Consider the following 16,655-nt stretch of genomic DNA (forward strand, 5'->3'; position numbering starts at 1 on the left):
TCACTGGCGCAATAAACCAAGAGATTTGCGATTCAATGAGTGAACAAGACGTCACTGGTAATAACTTTTTGCGCGGCATCATCCGCAAGGATATCGAGGAAGGCCGCCTGAGTGGTTCACTGGTCACCCGATTTCCTCCGGAGCCCAATGGCTTTTTACATATTGGTCACGCCAAGTCGATTTGCCTGAACTTTGGTCTGGCTGAGCATTTTGGCGGCCAGTGCCATTTGCGTTTCGACGACACCAACCCTGCCAAGGAAGAGCAGGCCTATATCGATGCTATTCAGGAAGATATTCAGTGGTTGGGCTATCAGTGGGCCGGCCCGGTGCGCTATGCCTCTGATTATTTTGACACGCTCTATGACTACGCGGTGGCGTTGATCAACGCCGGTAAGGCATACGTGTGCGAACTTAGCGCAGAGCAGGCGCGAGAGTATCGCGGCACGTTAACTGAGCCGGGCCGAAACAGCCCCTTTCGCGAGCGCAGTCCTGAAGAGAACCTCGCTGAGTTTGAGGCGATGCGCAACGGTGAATACGAAGAGGGTGCGAAAGTGCTGCGCGCCAAAATCGATATGTCAGCGCCGAATATCAATTTGCGCGACCCGATTATTTACCGCATACGCAAGCAGACCCATCACCAAACGGGTGATAAGTGGTGTATTTATCCCACCTACGACTTCACTCACGGTCAGTCCGATGCCATTGAGGGGATTACGCACTCGATCTGCACCTTGGAGTTTGAAGATCATCGCCCGCTGTACGAATGGTTTATAGAAAATCTGCCGGTGCCAGCCGAGCCCAAGCAGTATGAATTTGCGCGTCTGAATATCAATTACACCGTTACCAGCAAGCGCAAATTGAAAGCTCTGGTTGACGAGAAGATTGTCGCTGGCTGGGATGACCCGCGCATGCCGACTATTGCCGGGATGCGTCGCCGTGGCTTTACGCCTGCAGCGCTGCGCCATTTTTGCGAGATGGTGGGTGTGGCTCGCAGTGAGGGGATTGTCGACATGGCGATGCTTGAGCACGCGATCCGCGATGACCTCGATAAAAATGCGCCGCGCGCAATGTGCGTGATGGATCCGCTTAAGCTGGTTATTCACAATTACCCGCAGGGCCAGGTGGAACAGCTTGATGCACCGGGCCACCCCAATCGCGATGACCTGGGTGAGCGCCAGCTACCGTTTACACGCGAGGTTTATATCGAGCGTGATGATTTCCGTGAAGAGGCGAACAAGAAGTTCAAACGGCTGGTGCTGGGTAAAAAAGTGCGGTTGCGCAATGCCTATGTGCTGCTCGCTGAGCAGGTGGTCAAAGATGCGCAGGGCAATATTGTTGAGGTTCACTGCAGCTATGACCCCGATACTCTGGGTGCAGATCCCAGCGATGGCGTAAAGCCCAAGGGGGTGATTCACTGGGTTTCTGCCAGTGAAGGCCGCCGGGCGACGGTTCGCATTTATGACCGGCTCTTTAACCACGCCTCACCGGATCGCGGCGGTGAAGACTTCTTGGAGCATGTTAACCCCGACTCATTGAGCGTTGTGGAAGACTGCTGGATAGAGCCGGGCTTGGCCAATTGCGCACCGGAAAGCCGCTTCCAATTTGAGCGCACCGGCTATTTCGTTGCTGACCGTTACGAGCACTCGGCGGAGCAGCCTGTATTCAACCGCACAATTGCGCTGCGCGATAGTTGGGGTAAGGCGGAGGCCTGAGGCCACCGCATAGGCACGACACGTAAATAGTCACTACCCTTAAATAGATACTCGGCGCTTCTCTACGCGCTGAAGGAATAAGCGAAAGCATCAGTATGCAGATATACAACACCCTGAGTCGCAAGAAAGAAGCGTTCACACCGATCGAAGCTGGCAAAGTGAAGATGTACGTTTGCGGCATGACCGTCTACGACTACTGTCACTTGGGGCACGCGCGGGTGTTGGTGGCCTTTGATGTGATCAGCCGCTATTTGCGCGCCAAGGGTTATCAGCTGAACTATGTGCGCAATATCACCGACATCGATGACAAGATCCTGCGCCGCGCAGACGAAAACGGCGAGGATTACACCGCGTTGACCGAGCGCTTCATTACGGCGATGCACGAAGATGCAGAGCGTTTGGGGATAGCGCCTCCGGATGCCGAACCGCGAGCGACCGGTCACATCGATGACATACTGGCAATGATCGCACGGTTGATCGAGCGCGGCTTTGCCTACGCGGCAGAAAATGGCGATGTTTACTATCGTGTGAGTCGCTTCGAGGGCTACGGCAAGCTATCCGGTAAGAAGCCAGACGAATTATTATCGGGAGCGCGAATAGCGGTTGACGAGGCCAAAGAAGACCCGCGCGATTTTGCACTATGGAAGGCCGCAAAAAGTGGCGAAGTCAGCTGGCCGTCACCCTGGGGAGAGGGGCGTCCCGGTTGGCACATCGAGTGTTCGGCGATGTCCACCTGCTGCCTGGGCGATAATTTTGACATTCACGGCGGTGGCCCGGATTTGGTTTTCCCTCACCATGAAAACGAAATAGCGCAGTCTGAGGCGGCTACGGGTAAGCCCTATGCGAACACCTGGATGCATGCCGGGGCCGTGCGTGTGGACAACGAAAAGATGTCCAAGTCACTGGGTAACTTCTTCACTATTCGGGAAATTCTCGACAAATATCACCCGGAGGTGGTGCGCTATTTTCTGATCTCCAGTCACTACCGCAGTGCCATCAACTACTCCGAGGATAATCTGCAAATCGCCAGGCAAAACCTCGAGCGTTTCTACCACGCCCTGAAAGGGCTGCCCGTCGAGCCGGTAACGCCATACAACGAATTGCCAGCAGATAATCGCTATGTGCAGCGCTTTGACGCGGCCATGAGTGATGACTTTGCAGCGCCGGAAGCGCTGGCTGTGTTATTTGACCTGGTGCGCGAGCTCAATAACGCCCGCGCAGCTGGCGAGGACGCAGCCGTGACGGAACAGGCGGCGTTGCTGCGTTCGCTCGGTGCGATACTGGGCATCCTGGGTTGCGAGGCAGAGGCCTTCCTACAGGCGGGTAGTGCGGGTGAATTGAGCGCCGAGGAGATTGAATCCTTGATCGCCGAGCGGGTACAGGCCAAGAAAGACCGGGATTTTGCTCGCGCCGACGGTATTCGTGCTCAACTGCTTGAAGGTGGCGTGGTGCTAGAAGACAGTCGCGAGGGGACGACCTGGCGGCGGGCCTAAGCTCGCCGACGTCGGCGTTTAATCATTGCGCCAACCGCGCTCATTATTGCAAAGGCAATAATCACTCCGAGGCTATTGGCAAGCAGGTCGCCGCCTGAGGGCGCGCGGCCGGGCATCCAGGATTGGCCGTATTCCATGGCGGCGCTGTAGAGAATAATCGCGATGGCGAATAGCAGGCGCCCGTGCAGGGTGTTGGCAACCGGATAAGCGAAGCCCATAAACACCGCGTAGGCAATGAAGTGTTGGGCTTTGTCCCAGAGCGTGATGTCCGGCATGGTGCTGGCGGGCGTTAGCGATAGGGCGGTGATTACAGCGGCGTACACGGACAGCAGCAGCCATTGCTGCCAGCGCTTAAGCCACATGGCTATACCTTCTCTTGCCGGTAGTCGTCAGCCAGCAGTCCTTGCAGTCGGCGCTCGGCGACCTTAGTGATCGCATCCACATCGGTGTCTGCTGAATAATCTTCAAGCGGGAAGCGCTCGTTATGGAATGTCACTGAAGTAAAGGGCAGTGGAACCTTGAATTTGTCCCAGGTTGATTGAATCCGCCAGCCTTTGTAATCCACACGCATTAAGTAGAGCGGGAGTCCGGTCTTTCTCGCGAGTGCTACCGCGCCGGCTTTCATTTCGTGGCGTGGGCCGCGAGAGCCGTCTACCGTGAATACCGTTACCGATGCCGTTTTACTTCGTCGCAACAGCTGGAAAAACGCATCGCGGCCGCCGCGGCTCGGTGAGCCAAGTGCCACTTGGTAACCGTAGCGCTCTAGGGCTTTACCGATGGCGTAACCAAAGTGATTCTGTGACGCGATCGTGCTGGCGTTGCTGTGCGCAAAGTACTTGCACAGCGGCAGTAGCTCGTCGTGAAATACCGCGATTACGCACGGCGTTTCAATGCTGGGTTTATTGCGAAAGCGCACGCTGCGCGTCAGCAAAAATAAACCGTGCATAAAGCCGATTAAAATACCGCGTGCTGCTTTCTGCCCAGGGCCAATAACCTTGGGCTTGCGTTGTCGTTTTGCCACGGAGTCGCCTTAGGCCAGTGCTTTCTCGCCTGAATCGACGCTTTGGAATATGAGGGTGTTAATGGTCATGGGGCCAACACCGCCCGGTACCGGAGTAATGGCACTTGCGCGCTCGTGCAGCGGGGCGAGTTCAATATCGCCAACGCCGCCTGGGTGGTAACCGGCATCGACGACAACGGCGCCATCTTTCACCCACTCAGCTTTAATAAACTCCGGTTTGCCCACGGCGCCGACGAGAATATCGGCTTGCTTGATCAGTGCGGGCAAATTTTGCGTTCGGGAGTGGCAAATGGTGACTGTGGCATTGGCTTCCAGCAACATCATTGCCATGGGCTTGCCAAGAATCGCGCTGCGGCCAACGACAACAGCGTGCTTGCCTTCGATATCAATCTTATAGTGCTCCAACAGGCGCATGATGCCTTTGGGGGTGGCGCAGCCGTAGGCGTCTTCGCCCATGGCCATGCGGCCGAAGCCCAGGCAGGTGACGCCGTCGACATCTTTATGCAAGGCGATGGCGTCAAAACAGGCGCGCTCATCAATTTGGGCGGGCACAGGGTGTTGAAGCAGGATGCCGTGCACATTGCTGTCGTTATTGAGTTCGTCGATCTTTGCCAGCAACTGCTCGGTGGTCGTGGAGGAGGGCAGCTCAACGGCCATAGAGTCCATGCCCACGCGTCTGCAGGCGTTGCCTTTCATCTTTACGTACGTCGCAGAGGCGGGGTCGTCGCCAACCAAAATCGTCGCCAGAATGGGGGTTTTGCCACCGGACTTTTCTTTGAGTGCTGCCACTCGAGTTGAAAGCTGTTGTTCCCAGCTTGCCGCCAGTGCCTTGCCGTCCAGAATTTGTGCCGCCATCCCGGTTGTCTCCGAAAAAGATGATTGAAAATAAGCTGTTATTGTCGCACGCCGAAAATGCACTGGCCAATAAAGTCGTAAGTTTTTTTTCTAAAATTGTTGACGCCTCAGAGGTGTCTGCGTATCATGCGCAGCTCCTGTAAGGGGGCATGAGTTACACATGTTTCGGGGTATAGCGCAGTCTGGTAGCGCGCCTGCTTTGGGAGCAGGATGTCGGGAGTTCGAATCTCTCTACCCCGACCATTTCGTCAACTCTTGACGCTTTTTGCGCCCGTAGCTCAGCTGGATAGAGCAACGGCCTTCTAAGCCGTCGGTCACAGGTTCGAATCCTGTCGGGCGTGCCATTACAGGTCAAGTCATACGTTATGGTGGCCGTAGCTCAGTTGGTAGAGTCCAGGATTGTGATTCCTGTTGTCGCGGGTTCGAGCCCCGTCGGCCACCCCATCTTATTGTCTTAATTTTCTCCTCGAATTATTTGCCGCACAGCATCGCGACGGTCGTCGTGTCTTCGTGCGTTATGTTTTTATGCTTTGTGTATAGCGTTTGGGTGGGCATCCCGACGGCGTTCCAGCGGCCTGTGTTTGCGCGCTGCTAATAACGCCGCCTCGCGGGGCAGTCTAGCGCAGGCAGTTCAGGTAGGCGGCAATCGCTCGATCCAGGCCGAGTTCAATAGCGTCCACGGTGAAGGCGTGTCCGATCGACACTTCCAATAGTTGATCCACGCTGCGCTTGAAGAGCGCTAAGTTGTGCAGGTTAAGGTCGTGGCCTGCATTCAGGCCCAAGCCGCTTTCGGCGGCAACGCGGCTGGCGTCGACGAAACGGGCGAGGCAGTCGTCCTGCTGAGGGCTCCCATAGGCTTGGGCATAGGGGCCGGTATACAGCTCGATGCGGTCGGCGCCGAAGGTTTTGGCTAGGCGTATTTGTTCGGCATCGGGGTCCATAAACAGGCTGACACGCACACCCATTGCACGAAGCTCTTCGATAATAGGCGCAATTTTTTCTCCGTCGCGCTTGAGGTCGAAACCGTGGTCGGAGGTTAGCTGGCTATTGTTGTCCGGCACCAGGGTGCACTGAGCGGGGCGAGTCCGGCGAATGATCTCCATGAAGCCGGGGTAGTCGCTCACGCCAGTCCGATCGCTTTTCATGGGAGCGGCCAGCGGGTTGCCTTCAATATTAAACTCCACGTCCAGCACGTCTGCTAAGGCGTAGCAGTCGTCTGCCCGTATGTGGCGCTGGTCGGGGCGAGGGTGGACGGTAATGCCGTGTGCGCCTGCGGCAATACAGCGCTTCGCGTGTTCGATGACACTTGGGTACTCGGTGTCGCGCGAGTTTCTGATTAAGGCAATTTTGTTCAGGTTGATGCTGAGTGCGGTCATCGCGGCCTCTGGCTATTTAGTGGCGGGGCTAGCCTTGCTGATGCTGATTCGCTCCAGAATAATCGGCTCCATGGGCACGTCCTCAAAGTCGCCGACGCGCTGGGTGCGCACATTGCTAATGTCTCTTACGACATGCTGCCCATCGATGACATGGCCGAACACCGCGTAGCCGTCGCGGCCCATGCGTGCGTCGAGCGACAGATTCATTCGCAGGTTAATAAAAAACTGCGAGCGGGCACTATTCGGGTCGTCGGTTCTCGCCATGGCAACCGTCCAGCGCTGATTGCTCAGCCGGCTGGCCTTGGACTCGTTAACAATCGGTTCGCCGTTGGGTTTTTCAACCATATCCGCTGTAAAGCCGCCGCCTTGAACGACAAAGCGGCGAATGACGCGATGAAAAATGGTTCCGTCGTAGAAACCGCTTTTCGCGTAATTCAGGAAATTTTCCACGGTAATGGGCGCGCGGTCTGGCAACAGCTCAATGCGGATATCTCCCTTGCTGGTGTGCAGGGTGACAACGGGCTTATCGCCAGCGTGGGCAGGCGCGATGCTGAGTGAGAGTAAAAGGCATAAAAAAGCGGTTATACGCATCGTCTTAGCCCCATTCTGAACGCCGCTTAGGCATCATGCGTGGGACGATTAGAGCGATCATTACGCCGATAAGCACCGCGAAAGCGCCGTTTAGGAAAAATTCGTTTTCTTTGTTTTCACGCAGGCGAGCGTTATCGGTCTTGAGCACATCGACTTCACTGCTCAGCATCTGGTTGCTCTCAAGCAGGCGACGGTTGTCGCTGTCGAGTTTAATGGCGTTGGCAGAGATGCGTTTGATCGCATCCAGCTCTTCGCTGAGGGCGGTGTTCTCGCGTTCTAGTTGTTCCACAATGGAGGCAGTTTGCTCACTGCTTTGCGTGGTATTTTTGAGTTGCTCGCGGAGGGCTTTGTTTGCCTCACTGAGTTTGCTGAGTTTGGTTTCCGCTTCTTTTAAGCGTGTGCGTGCAACGGGCGCCTCGACAAGGTAGTGGCTGGGCAGCCAGCCTTCGGTACCGCTTGTTGTTTTGACTTTAGAGTAGCCCGTGCTCTCGTTGGTGGTGATGAGTTCAAGCTTAGTGCCACTGGGCAGGCCGCGATGAACGATTCGGTATTTGCTGCCATCCCCAACACGAAGTGGTACATAAACCTTGTCGCTGATATAGCGGGTTTCGGCGAACAGTTGGCCAGACAGGGTGAGCAGGACGGTCACAAGGCCGAGAAGGGTGAGTTTCTTCACTGTTAATTCCACTTTAAAAAATTGCGGTAAGGTATTAATGAATAAGAGTAATGTACATGGTTGCAGACTGCAATTTGGCGCCCTGTTCTAGGACAGTACTTTTTTAAACGGTTTTACACTAACTTTGCTGTACACGCCGGCCGCAATGTAAGGGTCTGCATCGGCCCAGCGCTGAGCATCTTCCAGGCTGGGAAATTCGGCGATCACCAGACTTCCGGTGAAACCCGCGTCTCCCGGGTCGTTGCTGTCAATGGCGGGGTGAGGGCCGGCAACTAAGAGCCTGCCATCGGCTTTTAGTTCCTCTAGGCGCGCGAGGTGGGCAGGGCGCGCGGTCAGGCGCTTTTCTAAGCTGTTGCTGACGTCTTCACTCAGAATGGCGTAAAACATAATTAGTTTTGATCCTGGTGTAATCTAAAAATCTGTTCGAGCTCCAGTGCTGTGAGGCTCTTAACTCTATTCATTAGGTAGAACAGGGCGCCCATCATCACGATTGTGCAGGGCAGTGCGATGACGGGGAAGCTGAGTCCGGTCATTTTTCCCAGCTCGGCGCTGTACTCAGGGGTGCCGGGAGGACTGACCAAAATAAACTTGGCGAGCAAGTAATTCAGGGTCGAGGACAGAAAAAAAGAGAAAGCCAGTAAGTAGGTTGCTCGGCGAAGGGCTACGTTGAAGGCGTTGTGGGCATTGTGCTCATTAAGCGCCTTCTCGATACGCGCGGTGTCGACAACCTCATCGTTGAACAACAGCGTTTTGATCAGCGGATAGGGCGTGTATAGTGACAGCAACGTAGCAAGGCCTATCAGGCCCGGGATCGCCGCCTCTTTAATGGCGATATATTGAGGGTCCAGCTCCAACAGGCTGATCCCGCCCGTCAGTAAGATGCTGACAAAACCGAGTATGGAAAAAATGTTGGTGCGGCGGGTTTTAATATAATCCCATGCACCGAAGCTCACGGGAAAAGCCAGTGCGATAATGATGCTCAGGCTTGGCCCCAAGTCTTCTTCGCCGCTGAACTTGGTGAGTATCAGCGTCGGTATCACAATATTGAATAAAAGGTTGGTCACGGCACTGTGCCGTGGCTTGCCCTGATTGTTTGGGGGCATGGTTCGTCCTGTGGTTGGGTTTGTCTGCGCGAATGCGCGGCTCACTATAACCATTTTCCTGCGTTATCACTAGCGCAGGGGGTGAGCGCCACAGAGGTGCTGGAGTATTAAAGCTTGATAATCGATTTACACACCCATAGCACCGCCTCCGATGGCGGTTTGGCCCCCCAGGAGTTGGTGGCCCGCGCGGTTGATCGTGGCGTTGATCTGTTGGCAATTACTGATCACGATACGGTCGATGCTTACCATGCGCTAGAAGACCTTCCCGGCGATCTGCAGCTGGTGTGTGGTGCGGAGTTTTCATGCAACTGGAATGGCGTCAACATTCACGTATTGGGTTTGGGGCTGGACGTATCTGAGCCGCTGCTGTGCGATGCCATCGCGGGGCAGAAAGTGGCGCGGGAGCAGCGCAGCGAGACAATTGCCGCCCGTTTAAGCAAGAAGGGCATCGATATTGACATTGAGGCATTGCGGAGCAGTGTGGCTGACCGCCCGCTCGGTCGACCAGACTTCGCCCGTTATATGGTTGAAAAGGGCTATGTGGGGTCGATGAATGAGGCCTTTGATCGCTTTTTGGGCGCTGGCAAAATTGGCGATGTAAAGGCGATGTGGCCAACGTTGGCGTCTGTGCTGTCATGGATACACGCCGGCGGTGGTGTGGCTGCGATTGCTCACCCAATGCACTACAAAATGACCAATGCAAAGCTGCGTCGCTTGCTCGCAGAGTTTAAAGATCTGGGCGGCGAGGCGCTGGAGGTGTGTAATGGCCGGCCTGCGGATCAAGAGTTACGTTACCTGCGTGAGCTGTGCAGGCACTTTGAATTTGAAGCGTCGGCTGGCAGTGATTTTCACCACTTAAGCCAGTGGTGTGATCTTGGCTGTGATGCCGAGGTAGTGGGAAATTGTCAGCCGGTATGGCAGCGTTGGCTAAGGGCCAGCTGACCGCATTTAAGGATAATTATGAGTCAATTTTTTCAGATCCACCCCGAAAACCCGCAGGCACGGTTAATCAAACAGGCGGCCGATATCGTCCGCGGTGGCGGCGTGATCGCTTACCCCACTGATTCGGCCTATGCGCTGGGCTGCCACCTCGGGGATAAAAGTGCATTGGAGCGTATCCGAACGATTCGTCGTTTGGACGACAAGCACAATTTTACGCTGATGTGCCGCGATCTTTCTGAGCTTGGTAATTATGCCCGGGTTGATAACAGCAGCTTTCGCCTGCTCAAAAACCTTATTCCCGGGCCTTACACCTTCATCTTGCGTGCCACGCCCGAGGTCCCTAAGCGCCTTCACCACCCCAAGCGCAAGAGCGTGGGCCTGCGCGTACCCGACAACCAAATTTGCCTAGACCTATTAGCAGAGCTGAATGAGCCGCTAATGAGCGTGAGCCTGATCCTGCCAGGCGAAGACTTGCCGATGACGGACCCCTATGACATTCGCGATACGCTGGCGAACCACGTCGATTTGGTGATAGACGGCGGTTACTGTGGCATGGAGGCAACGTCTGTGGTCGATCTCGTGGATGACGTGCCAGTAGTGCTTCGCCGCGGCCTTGGCGATGTCAGTCAATTTGAACAAGCGCTGTGACGCTCGAGCAGATAGCCGTATAATCGCCGGCTTAATGAGAATAGGGGGCGCTCGTGCAGCAGGGCAACGGTCAGGATAACGAACAGCCGGTAGCAGAAAATCTGCCCGGTGCGCCCCGCCGTGCACCCATGCAGCGTGCCATGGACATTGTTAGCCTTAAGGCGCTGCGCAGTCGGCCCCAGCAGGGTGAAATGCCGTTTGCGATCGTCCAGGGTAAGCCGCTTACCGAGTTGCCAAAGGATTTGTATATCCCCCCTGAAGCCTTGGAAGTCTTCCTGGAAGCCTTTGAGGGGCCGCTTGACCTTCTGCTTTACCTGATAAAGCGACAGAACATCGATATTTTGGAGATCAACGTTGCTCAGATCACTGAGCAATACATGCAGTACGTCAATATGATGAACGCCATGCAGTTCGAGCTGGCGTCTGAGTATCTGTTGATGGCGGCGATGTTGGCGGAAATTAAATCCCGGATGCTACTGCCGCGCTCCAGCGAAGAGCTGGAAGACGACGAAGACCCCCGCGCGCAGTTAATAAGACGGCTGCAGGAATACGAGCGCTTCAAGCAGGCCGCAGAGAATATCGATCAGCTGCCGCGAGTAGGGCGCGAAACTTACCTTAGCGAGGTGGCACCGCCGCCAATGAAAAAGGTTAAGCAAGAGCCCGATGTTGATCTGAAAGAATTGATGCTGGTGCTCAGTGAAGTCTTGCAGCGCGCAGATCTGTACATTAGCCACCAGGTCGAGCGGGAAAAGCTGTCCACTCGTGAGAGAATGTCGGAAGTATTAGCGAGGCTGAGCGGCGATACCTTTGTGCCTTTTGTCTCACTGTTCAAACCCGAGGAAGGGCGTCTCGGGGTTGTTGTGACCTTTTTGGCTATTATGGAGCTCATTAAGGAGTCTCTGGTTGAAATTGTTCAGTCAGCGCCTTTTGCCCCCATTCACGTTAAAGCTAAGAACACCTGATGATTGATGCGCAGCAGTTACAAAGAATACTCGAAGGAGCGCTGATGGCAGCGGGAAAGCCGCTAACACTCGCTCAGCTGGCTGAACTCTTTGACGAACAACAACGGCCTGCGGCCAATGAAATTCGCGATGCTCTGGCGCAAATAGAGCGGGATTGTGAGGGCCGTGGTTACGAACTCAAAGTGGTGGCCAGTGGTTATCGCTTTCAAGTGCGAGAAGAGTTCGCGCCCTGGGTAGGGCGCTTGTGGGACGAAAAGCCCCAACGCTATTCACGCGCGCTGCTAGAGACCTTAGCGCTGATTGCCTACCGCCAACCGATCACTCGCGGTGACATCGAAGAAATACGGGGCGTTGCGGTCAGCTCTCACATTGTTAAAACACTGCTGGAGAGAGAGTGGGTGCGTGTTGTTGGCCACAAAGATGTGCCGGGCCGACCGGCCATGTACGCGACCACGCGCCAGTTTTTGGACTATTTTAATCTCAGTAATCTCGACGAACTGCCCAGTCTGGCTGAGATTGCCGATTTAGATTCTTTGAACTCAGAACTGCAGTTCGACAAAGATAATCTTGCCGAGGCCAGCGCCGAGTCAAATACTGCCGAAGCTGAAGCTGAAGCTGAAGCTGAAGCTGAAGCCGAAGCCGAAGCCGAAGCCGAAGCCGAAGCCAAACTCGTCGATGAGGACGACACAATGACAGAGATAAAGCACTGATGAGTGCCGAAGACGAAAAGTTACAAAAGGTGCTTGCTCGTGCAGGCTTGGGTTCACGCCGTGAAATGGAGCGCGCGATCAGCGATGGTCGGGTGCAAGTGAATGGCGAGCTCGCGACACTGGGCGATCGCGTTGATAAAGCCGCCCGCATCGTGTTCGATGGGCGTCCGCTCAAATCAGATACGGGTAGTAAGCGGCCGCGTGTGCTGCTGTACAACAAGCCCGAAGGGGAAATTTGTAGCCGCAAAGATCCAGAGGGGCGGCGCTCCGTGTTTGATCGGTTGCCGCGATTATCCGGCGAGCGCTGGATCTGCGTAGGGCGGCTTGATTACAACACCACCGGTTTATTGCTGTTCACCACCGATGGTGATCTCGCCAATAAGCTCATGCACCCCTCGACAACTATCGAGCGAGAGTACCTGTGCCGCGTTATGGGCAATGCCAGTGAGCATAATCTGCAGGCCTTGGTAGATGGCGTGCAGTTGGATGATGGCGTCGCCCGATTCACCGATATCGTAGACGGTGGTGGCGAGGGCATTAACCACTGGTACTACGTGGTCATCATGGAGGGGCGCAATCGCGAAGTGCGGCGTTTATGGGAGTCGCAGGGTTTGCAGGTCAATCGCCTGAAGCGTGTGCGCTATGGCAATGTTTTCATCCCTTCAAAAGTGAAAGTGGGCATGTGGACGGAACTCCCCGAGCGCGAAGTCGATGATGTGTATGTGATGGCGGGATTGACGCCGCCGGAGCAAAGCCCCGCGGAGGTCAAGCCGGGAAGGCGCAGCCGTCGCTAGTTAGCCAGCACAAAAAAGCCCGCTCAAGGCGGGCTTTTATCTAGGACTCAACAGCCAGCACGCTGGCCATTGCTATGGGGCCAGTGACACGGAATTAATGAAACGCTTGCTTTTGGAGTGCGGTGGCGGTGTCGATACCGTCCCAGTGGTCGACGCGGCCTTCGCGCCATCCAGAGATCCATTCCTGCTTGAGTTGTTGCTGAGTGTGAGGGCAGTTTTCTTTGTTTTTTCCGGCGATTCCTGCCTGATAACCACGTTGGTAGGCGCGCTCAGTCATGTCGCGTTTCTGTCTTCTCATAGGGCATAAGCCTCCATTGTTCAACGTGCACTCACTACGCCCAGAGCGGGGCATAGCGAACCAAGGTTGGCGCAGTGTGCGTCAACCGAATTACCATGTAACCAAACTTTCATAAATCTCGCGAAGATCGATTTCGCATAAGGCTAGGGCGTTTTATAGAGTTCATGTATAAAGTCGCTAAGCTATTGAGAAGTAATATGAATTACCTGAATCACAATGTCCCGGGTGGGTGTTTATGAGTCAAATTCAGTCACTAATCCTCAGTTGCCCGAAGGGGCTCGAAGGTTTACTGGGAGATGAAGCCGAACGCCTGGGAGCACAGAAGCGGGGCGAAACGGTCGGGGCGGTGACGGTCGACGCGACGCCCGATGTGATCTACCGGCTATGCCTGTGGTCGCGTCTTGCCAATAGAGTGCTTTTGCCACTGGCCGAGTTCCCCGGCGACAGTGCCCAGCAATTATACGATGGCCTGCATGCCATCGACTGGCCTGCACATATGCGTGAGGGAAGCAGCCTTCTCGTAGACTTTGCCGGGCGCAGCCGCGAGATCCGCAACAGTCACTTCGGCGCACTGCGTTGCAAGGATGCCATCGTTGATCGCTTTATTGAGTCCGGGCAAGAGCGACCAAATATCGCCAAATCGCAACCTGATATTCGTGTCCATGTGCGGTTGCGTAAGGGCAAGATACTCGTTGCTATCGACTTGTCGGGTGATAGCTTGCATCGGCGTGGCTACCGGCAAAGTGGCGCGCTGGCGCCATTGAAAGAAAATCTAGCGGCTGCGTTGTTGCTGCGGGCAGATTGGCCAGGGGTTGCCAGTCGCGGTGGTGGCTTGATTGACCCCATGTGCGGCAGCGGCACCCTGTTGATCGAAGCGGCGATGATGGCAATGAATATTGCGCCTGGACTGCAGCGCAAGCACTGGGGATTTGCAGCTTGGTCTGGGCATCAGCAGGCCTTGTGGCGACAACTTCACGATGAAGCAATGGACTTGCAGCGACAGGCACACCGCCGAAACTGGCCGCAAATTTGGGGCTACGATGCGAACGGTAAAGTCATTGCGCAAGCGCAGGACAATATCCGGCGTGCGGGCCTTGCTCAATTCGTGAAGGTGGCGCGCGGCGAGTTGTCTGAGTTGTCGCCACCCCGTAACGACGCCTTGCCTGGACTGCTGATTTGTAACCCCCCGTATGGCGAGCGCCTTGGCGAAGAAGCGGAGTTGCTGCACTTGTACAGGCGCTTGGGTCAGAGCCTTCGCGAGGACTTTCAAGGTTGGCAGGCGGGGGTATTTACCGGTAACCCGGGCCTCGGGAAGCGAATGGGCATTCGCGCTTGCAAGCAATATCAACTTTTCAACGGCACCATACCGAGCAAGCTGCTGTTGTTTGAGGTTGAACAACGTTATTTCGTAACCGAGCGCAAACCTGATCAGCAACAGGCGGCAATGATGCCAGCGCTGAGTGCCGGAGCGCAAATGTTCGCCAATCGTTTGCGAAAAAACCTAAAGCGCCTGGACAAGTGGCGTCGCCGCAACGAGATAAGCTGCTTTCGTGTTTACGATGCGGATATGCCTGAATATGCCGTGGCCGTGGATTGCTACGGTGACGCCGTGCATGTCAGCGAATATGCCGCGCCGTCATCGGTCAATGACGACGATGCCCGTCGCCGTCTGGGCGAGGTAATGCAGGCTTGTGCTGAGGTGTTTTCACTGCCGGTAGCAGATATTGCGCTAAAGGAACGACGCCGTCAGCGCGGTAAATCTCAGTATGAACGCCAAGCCCCGCAGGGCAAGGTGCTAGAAGTGCGCGAAGGCCAGGCCACAGTACTGGTGAATCTATACGACTACCTCGATACCGGGTTGTTTCTCGATCACCGCCCCGTGCGTTTGGACATTGCCGAGCGAGCGCGTGGTAAGCGGTTTCTGAATCTCTTCTGTTATACCGCCGTTGCCTCAGTGCACGCGGGGCTGGGGGGCGCGCGCCACACAACGTCGGTCGATATGTCGCACACTTACCTGAAATGGGCGCGACAGAACCTGTCACTAAATGGCTTGAGCGAGGCGCGCCACCGCACCGAGCAGGGGGATGCTAGACAGTGGTTGGCAGATTGTGAGGAGGAGTTTGACCTGATTCTTCTCGATCCACCGACCTTCTCTAATTCAAAGAGAATGGACGATGTGCTTGATACCCAGCGTGATCACGCCGAATTGATTGCTCAGGCGATGCGCTGTTTGGCCAAAGATGGCTTGTTGATTTTTTCTACCAATAAGCGCGACTTCATGCTGGATGAGGCGCTGGCTGAGCGTTTTGAGATTGCGGACCGCTGTGCTTGGTCGCTAGACGAGGATTTTAAGCGGCGCAGTAAGCCCATACATTATTGCTGGTACATTACTCACCGCCGGGGCGCGTCTGCCTGACCTTAATTAAAACCGACGACCGAGACGAATGCCGTAGGTGTCTAGCCCGCGGTTGTTGTCGTCGTTGAGGATGCCACCGTTGGAAATATGGTCTAAGTAAAGGCCAACACTGTACAGCGGGTTAATTTGGTAGCCGAGGTTAAATTCGGTGTGAAACAGCACTCGAGAGCCCATTTCACGGCGCTCGGCTGACTTTTTCTCAAGGTCACCATCGTGAACAGCAAGCCCAAAGCCCAGCTCAAAATAGACTGGCGATTCACCGAAGTTCCATTTGGGGTTGAGTCCGCTGTAGAGATAGCTGGTGCCATCGGCTGTGTTAATAACGGCGCCGCCGTGAGCAAATAAGCCGCCCCAATTGTATTGTTTTAAGTGGTGGTAGTACGCCAGCGTGACGTCGGGGCCGTCTTCCGTTTCACTGGCAATGGGGCCTTTATTGTGGGCCAGTACACCAAAACGCCATTCGTGTTCACCGGCTTGGATGAAGGGGCTGACCATTAGGCCAAGAGCCAGTGCTGTAGCTTTTATTGCGGCTTTCATGCGGGGTCCTTTTTGTTGTTTGCGCTGATTAAAGCGTATATCCCTGTAGAAGTGAAAAATATTTCGGTGATGTTTTACGCAGTGCGAATAGGTCGTGAATAAAACGCAGACACAAAAAAGGCGGCTTTCGCCGCCTTCTTGTCACCGCGCTCTATGCTTAGATAACGGTTACGTTCGCTGCTTGAGGGCCTTTTTGACCGCTCTGCACGTCAAACTCAACAGCTTGACCTTCTGCCAGCGTTTTGAAGCCAGAGCCAGAGATGGCGCTGAAGTGAACAAAAACGTCTGGGCCGGAATCCTGCTCAATGAAACCAAAGCCTTTAGTCTCGTTGAACCATTTTACTTTACCAGTGCTTCTGGACATGTCTTAAAACCTCGTTGTCTATAAGTTTGCCTTGTATGGCTTGAGCTGAGATAGGCAGGGTAGTTATGAAACAGAACGAGGTACTAAAAACGACTTCGTGGTGCTTTTACATAAAACCAAGCTGCATCTATAGCCAGCAAGCTCATTATATACACAG

General features: G+C 55.0%; 19 protein-coding genes and 3 tRNA genes. 11 read left to right on the forward strand and 11 right to left on the reverse strand.

The window, feature by feature from the left end; all coding sequences use genetic code 11:
* Positions 1 to 35: 35 nt before the first annotated feature.
* Both ABNS66_RS13435 and cysS read left to right on the forward strand, forming a co-directional pair.
* Positions 36 to 1,712 carry a glutamine--tRNA ligase/YqeY domain fusion protein gene (locus tag ABNS66_RS13435; RefSeq protein WP_286838307.1) on the forward strand — a complete coding sequence of 559 codons (1,677 nt, stop codon included), beginning with the start codon at positions 36 to 38 and terminating at the stop codon, positions 1,710 to 1,712.
* Between the two features lie 89 nt (positions 1,713 to 1,801).
* Positions 1,802 to 3,205 (forward strand): cysteine--tRNA ligase, encoded by a 1,404-nt coding sequence (cysS, locus tag ABNS66_RS13440; RefSeq protein ID WP_348655351.1) that lies wholly within the window; start codon positions 1,802 to 1,804, stop codon positions 3,203 to 3,205.
* Here cysS and ABNS66_RS13445 read toward each other — a convergent pair.
* The 3 genes from ABNS66_RS13445 to folD are packed head-to-tail and all read right to left on the reverse strand — an operon-like array spanning position 3,202 to position 5,081.
* On the reverse strand, positions 3,202 to 3,567 hold the full coding sequence (locus ABNS66_RS13445) for a VanZ family protein (RefSeq protein WP_286838306.1): 366 nt from the start codon (positions 3,565 to 3,567) through the stop codon (positions 3,202 to 3,204). The genes cysS and ABNS66_RS13445 overlap by 4 nt on opposite strands.
* Before the next feature lie 2 nt (positions 3,568 to 3,569).
* The gene (locus tag ABNS66_RS13450) at positions 3,570 to 4,226 is read right to left on the reverse strand and encodes a DUF374 domain-containing protein (RefSeq protein ID WP_204996358.1); all 657 of its coding nucleotides are present in this window, start codon (positions 4,224 to 4,226) and stop codon (positions 3,570 to 3,572) included.
* A gap of 9 nt (positions 4,227 to 4,235) precedes the next feature.
* Entirely contained in the window at positions 4,236 to 5,081 is an 846-nt protein-coding gene (gene folD, locus ABNS66_RS13455) for a bifunctional methylenetetrahydrofolate dehydrogenase/methenyltetrahydrofolate cyclohydrolase FolD (RefSeq protein WP_027873889.1), read from the reverse strand.
* Positions 5,082 to 5,247: 166 nt separating this feature from the next.
* Here folD and ABNS66_RS13460 point away from each other — a divergent pair.
* The 3 genes from ABNS66_RS13460 to ABNS66_RS13470 all read left to right on the forward strand — a co-directional run bounded on the left by ABNS66_RS13460 (position 5,248) and on the right by ABNS66_RS13470 (position 5,525).
* A tRNA-Pro gene (locus tag ABNS66_RS13460) sits at positions 5,248 to 5,324 on the forward strand.
* Positions 5,325 to 5,348: 24 nt separating this feature from the next.
* Positions 5,349 to 5,425, forward strand: a tRNA-Arg gene (locus tag ABNS66_RS13465).
* 24 nt (positions 5,426 to 5,449) lie between these two features.
* Positions 5,450 to 5,525 (forward strand) — tRNA-His (locus ABNS66_RS13470).
* 173 nt (positions 5,526 to 5,698) lie between these two features.
* On the opposite strand, the gene ABNS66_RS13475 is transcribed toward ABNS66_RS13470, so the two are convergent.
* From ABNS66_RS13475 to ABNS66_RS13495, 5 genes are all read right to left on the reverse strand, one after another.
* Positions 5,699 to 6,457 carry a pyridoxine 5'-phosphate synthase gene (locus tag ABNS66_RS13475; protein ID WP_286838303.1) on the reverse strand — a complete coding sequence of 253 codons (759 nt, stop codon included), beginning with the start codon at positions 6,455 to 6,457 and terminating at the stop codon, positions 5,699 to 5,701.
* Between the two features lie 12 nt (positions 6,458 to 6,469).
* A complete protein-coding gene (locus ABNS66_RS13480; RefSeq protein ID WP_286695707.1) occupies positions 6,470 to 7,048 on the reverse strand; it encodes a peptidylprolyl isomerase in 579 nt (192 codons plus the stop codon).
* A gap of 4 nt (positions 7,049 to 7,052) precedes the next feature.
* On the reverse strand, positions 7,053 to 7,724 hold the full coding sequence (locus ABNS66_RS13485; protein ID WP_286838300.1) for a TIGR04211 family SH3 domain-containing protein: 672 nt from the start codon (positions 7,722 to 7,724) through the stop codon (positions 7,053 to 7,055).
* Between the two features lie 87 nt (positions 7,725 to 7,811).
* Complete coding sequence (locus tag ABNS66_RS13490; protein WP_286838298.1) at positions 7,812 to 8,111, reverse strand: YciI family protein; 300 nt, start codon at positions 8,109 to 8,111, stop codon at positions 7,812 to 7,814.
* 2 nt (positions 8,112 to 8,113) lie between these two features.
* Positions 8,114 to 8,827 carry a VC0807 family protein gene (locus ABNS66_RS13495; protein ID WP_286838295.1) on the reverse strand — a complete coding sequence of 238 codons (714 nt, stop codon included), beginning with the start codon at positions 8,825 to 8,827 and terminating at the stop codon, positions 8,114 to 8,116.
* Positions 8,828 to 8,941: 114 nt separating this feature from the next.
* Between ABNS66_RS13495 and ABNS66_RS13500 the strand changes: the two genes are divergently transcribed.
* From ABNS66_RS13500 to rluB, 5 genes are all read left to right on the forward strand, one after another.
* On the forward strand, positions 8,942 to 9,769 hold the full coding sequence (locus tag ABNS66_RS13500; protein ID WP_286838293.1) for a PHP domain-containing protein: 828 nt from the start codon (positions 8,942 to 8,944) through the stop codon (positions 9,767 to 9,769).
* Positions 9,770 to 9,787: 18 nt separating this feature from the next.
* The gene (locus tag ABNS66_RS13505) at positions 9,788 to 10,417 is read left to right on the forward strand and encodes an L-threonylcarbamoyladenylate synthase (RefSeq protein WP_286838290.1); all 630 of its coding nucleotides are present in this window, start codon (positions 9,788 to 9,790) and stop codon (positions 10,415 to 10,417) included.
* Positions 10,418 to 10,545: 128 nt separating this feature from the next.
* Entirely contained in the window at positions 10,546 to 11,379 is an 834-nt protein-coding gene (locus tag ABNS66_RS13510; protein ID WP_204996583.1) for a ScpA family protein, read from the forward strand.
* A complete protein-coding gene (gene scpB, locus ABNS66_RS13515; protein ID WP_286838288.1) occupies positions 11,379 to 12,089 on the forward strand; it encodes an SMC-Scp complex subunit ScpB in 711 nt (236 codons plus the stop codon). Before ABNS66_RS13510 ends, scpB begins: the two co-directional genes overlap by 1 nt.
* On the forward strand, positions 12,089 to 12,883 hold the full coding sequence (gene rluB / locus ABNS66_RS13520) for a 23S rRNA pseudouridine(2605) synthase RluB (RefSeq protein ID WP_286838286.1): 795 nt from the start codon (positions 12,089 to 12,091) through the stop codon (positions 12,881 to 12,883). Before scpB ends, rluB begins: the two co-directional genes overlap by 1 nt.
* 94 nt (positions 12,884 to 12,977) lie before the next feature.
* Here rluB and rmf read toward each other — a convergent pair whose 3' ends face one another.
* Positions 12,978 to 13,181 (reverse strand): ribosome modulation factor, encoded by a 204-nt coding sequence (rmf, locus tag ABNS66_RS13525; RefSeq protein WP_027873880.1) that lies wholly within the window; start codon positions 13,179 to 13,181, stop codon positions 12,978 to 12,980.
* A gap of 235 nt (positions 13,182 to 13,416) precedes the next feature.
* Here rmf and rlmKL point away from each other — a divergent pair, with 235 nt between their 5' ends.
* Positions 13,417 to 15,597: a bifunctional 23S rRNA (guanine(2069)-N(7))-methyltransferase RlmK/23S rRNA (guanine(2445)-N(2))-methyltransferase RlmL gene (gene rlmKL, locus ABNS66_RS13530; RefSeq protein ID WP_286838284.1), complete on the forward strand. Its 2,181-nt coding sequence runs from the start codon at positions 13,417 to 13,419 to the stop codon at positions 15,595 to 15,597.
* A 6-nt stretch (positions 15,598 to 15,603) separates the two neighbouring features.
* Here rlmKL and ABNS66_RS13535 read toward each other — a convergent pair whose 3' ends face one another.
* Together ABNS66_RS13535 and ABNS66_RS13540 are read right to left on the reverse strand one after the other, a co-directional pair.
* A complete protein-coding gene (locus ABNS66_RS13535; RefSeq protein WP_286838282.1) occupies positions 15,604 to 16,134 on the reverse strand; it encodes an acyloxyacyl hydrolase in 531 nt (176 codons plus the stop codon).
* Between the two features lie 157 nt (positions 16,135 to 16,291).
* Positions 16,292 to 16,498 (reverse strand): cold-shock protein, encoded by a 207-nt coding sequence (locus ABNS66_RS13540; protein WP_022957413.1) that lies wholly within the window; start codon positions 16,496 to 16,498, stop codon positions 16,292 to 16,294.
* Positions 16,499 to 16,655 lie beyond the last annotated feature (157 nt).

The organism is uncultured Spongiibacter sp. (genome assembly GCF_964011655.1).
Lineage (GTDB): Bacteria > Pseudomonadota > Gammaproteobacteria > Pseudomonadales > Spongiibacteraceae > Spongiibacter > Spongiibacter marinus.

Excerpts from the sequence above, each read along its gene's own strand:
- ABNS66_RS13435 (WP_286838307.1), top strand. The coding sequence starts at position 36 with ATGAGTGAACAAGACGTCACTGGTAATAACTTTTTGCGCGGCATCATC.
- ABNS66_RS13445 (WP_286838306.1), bottom strand. The coding sequence starts at position 3,567 with ATGTGGCTTAAGCGCTGGCAGCAATGGCTGCTGCTGTCCGTGTACGCC.
- folD (WP_027873889.1), bottom strand. The coding sequence starts at position 5,081 with ATGGCGGCACAAATTCTGGACGGCAAGGCACTGGCGGCAAGCTGGGAA.
- ABNS66_RS13475 (WP_286838303.1), bottom strand. The coding sequence starts at position 6,457 with ATGACCGCACTCAGCATCAACCTGAACAAAATTGCCTTAATCAGAAAC.
- ABNS66_RS13480 (WP_286695707.1), bottom strand. The coding sequence starts at position 7,048 with ATGCGTATAACCGCTTTTTTATGCCTTTTACTCTCACTCAGCATCGCG.
- ABNS66_RS13490 (WP_286838298.1), bottom strand. The coding sequence starts at position 8,111 with ATGTTTTACGCCATTCTGAGTGAAGACGTCAGCAACAGCTTAGAAAAG.
- ABNS66_RS13495 (WP_286838295.1), bottom strand. The coding sequence starts at position 8,827 with ATGCCCCCAAACAATCAGGGCAAGCCACGGCACAGTGCCGTGACCAAC.
- ABNS66_RS13505 (WP_286838290.1), top strand. The coding sequence starts at position 9,788 with ATGAGTCAATTTTTTCAGATCCACCCCGAAAACCCGCAGGCACGGTTA.
- ABNS66_RS13510 (WP_204996583.1), top strand. The coding sequence starts at position 10,546 with ATGCAGCGTGCCATGGACATTGTTAGCCTTAAGGCGCTGCGCAGTCGG.
- scpB (WP_286838288.1), top strand. The coding sequence starts at position 11,379 with ATGATTGATGCGCAGCAGTTACAAAGAATACTCGAAGGAGCGCTGATG.
- rluB (WP_286838286.1), top strand. The coding sequence starts at position 12,089 with ATGAGTGCCGAAGACGAAAAGTTACAAAAGGTGCTTGCTCGTGCAGGC.
- rmf (WP_027873880.1), bottom strand. The coding sequence starts at position 13,181 with ATGAGAAGACAGAAACGCGACATGACTGAGCGCGCCTACCAACGTGGT.
- rlmKL (WP_286838284.1), top strand. The coding sequence starts at position 13,417 with ATGAGTCAAATTCAGTCACTAATCCTCAGTTGCCCGAAGGGGCTCGAA.
- ABNS66_RS13535 (WP_286838282.1), bottom strand. The coding sequence starts at position 16,134 with ATGAAAGCCGCAATAAAAGCTACAGCACTGGCTCTTGGCCTAATGGTC.
- ABNS66_RS13540 (WP_022957413.1), bottom strand. The coding sequence starts at position 16,498 with ATGTCCAGAAGCACTGGTAAAGTAAAATGGTTCAACGAGACTAAAGGC.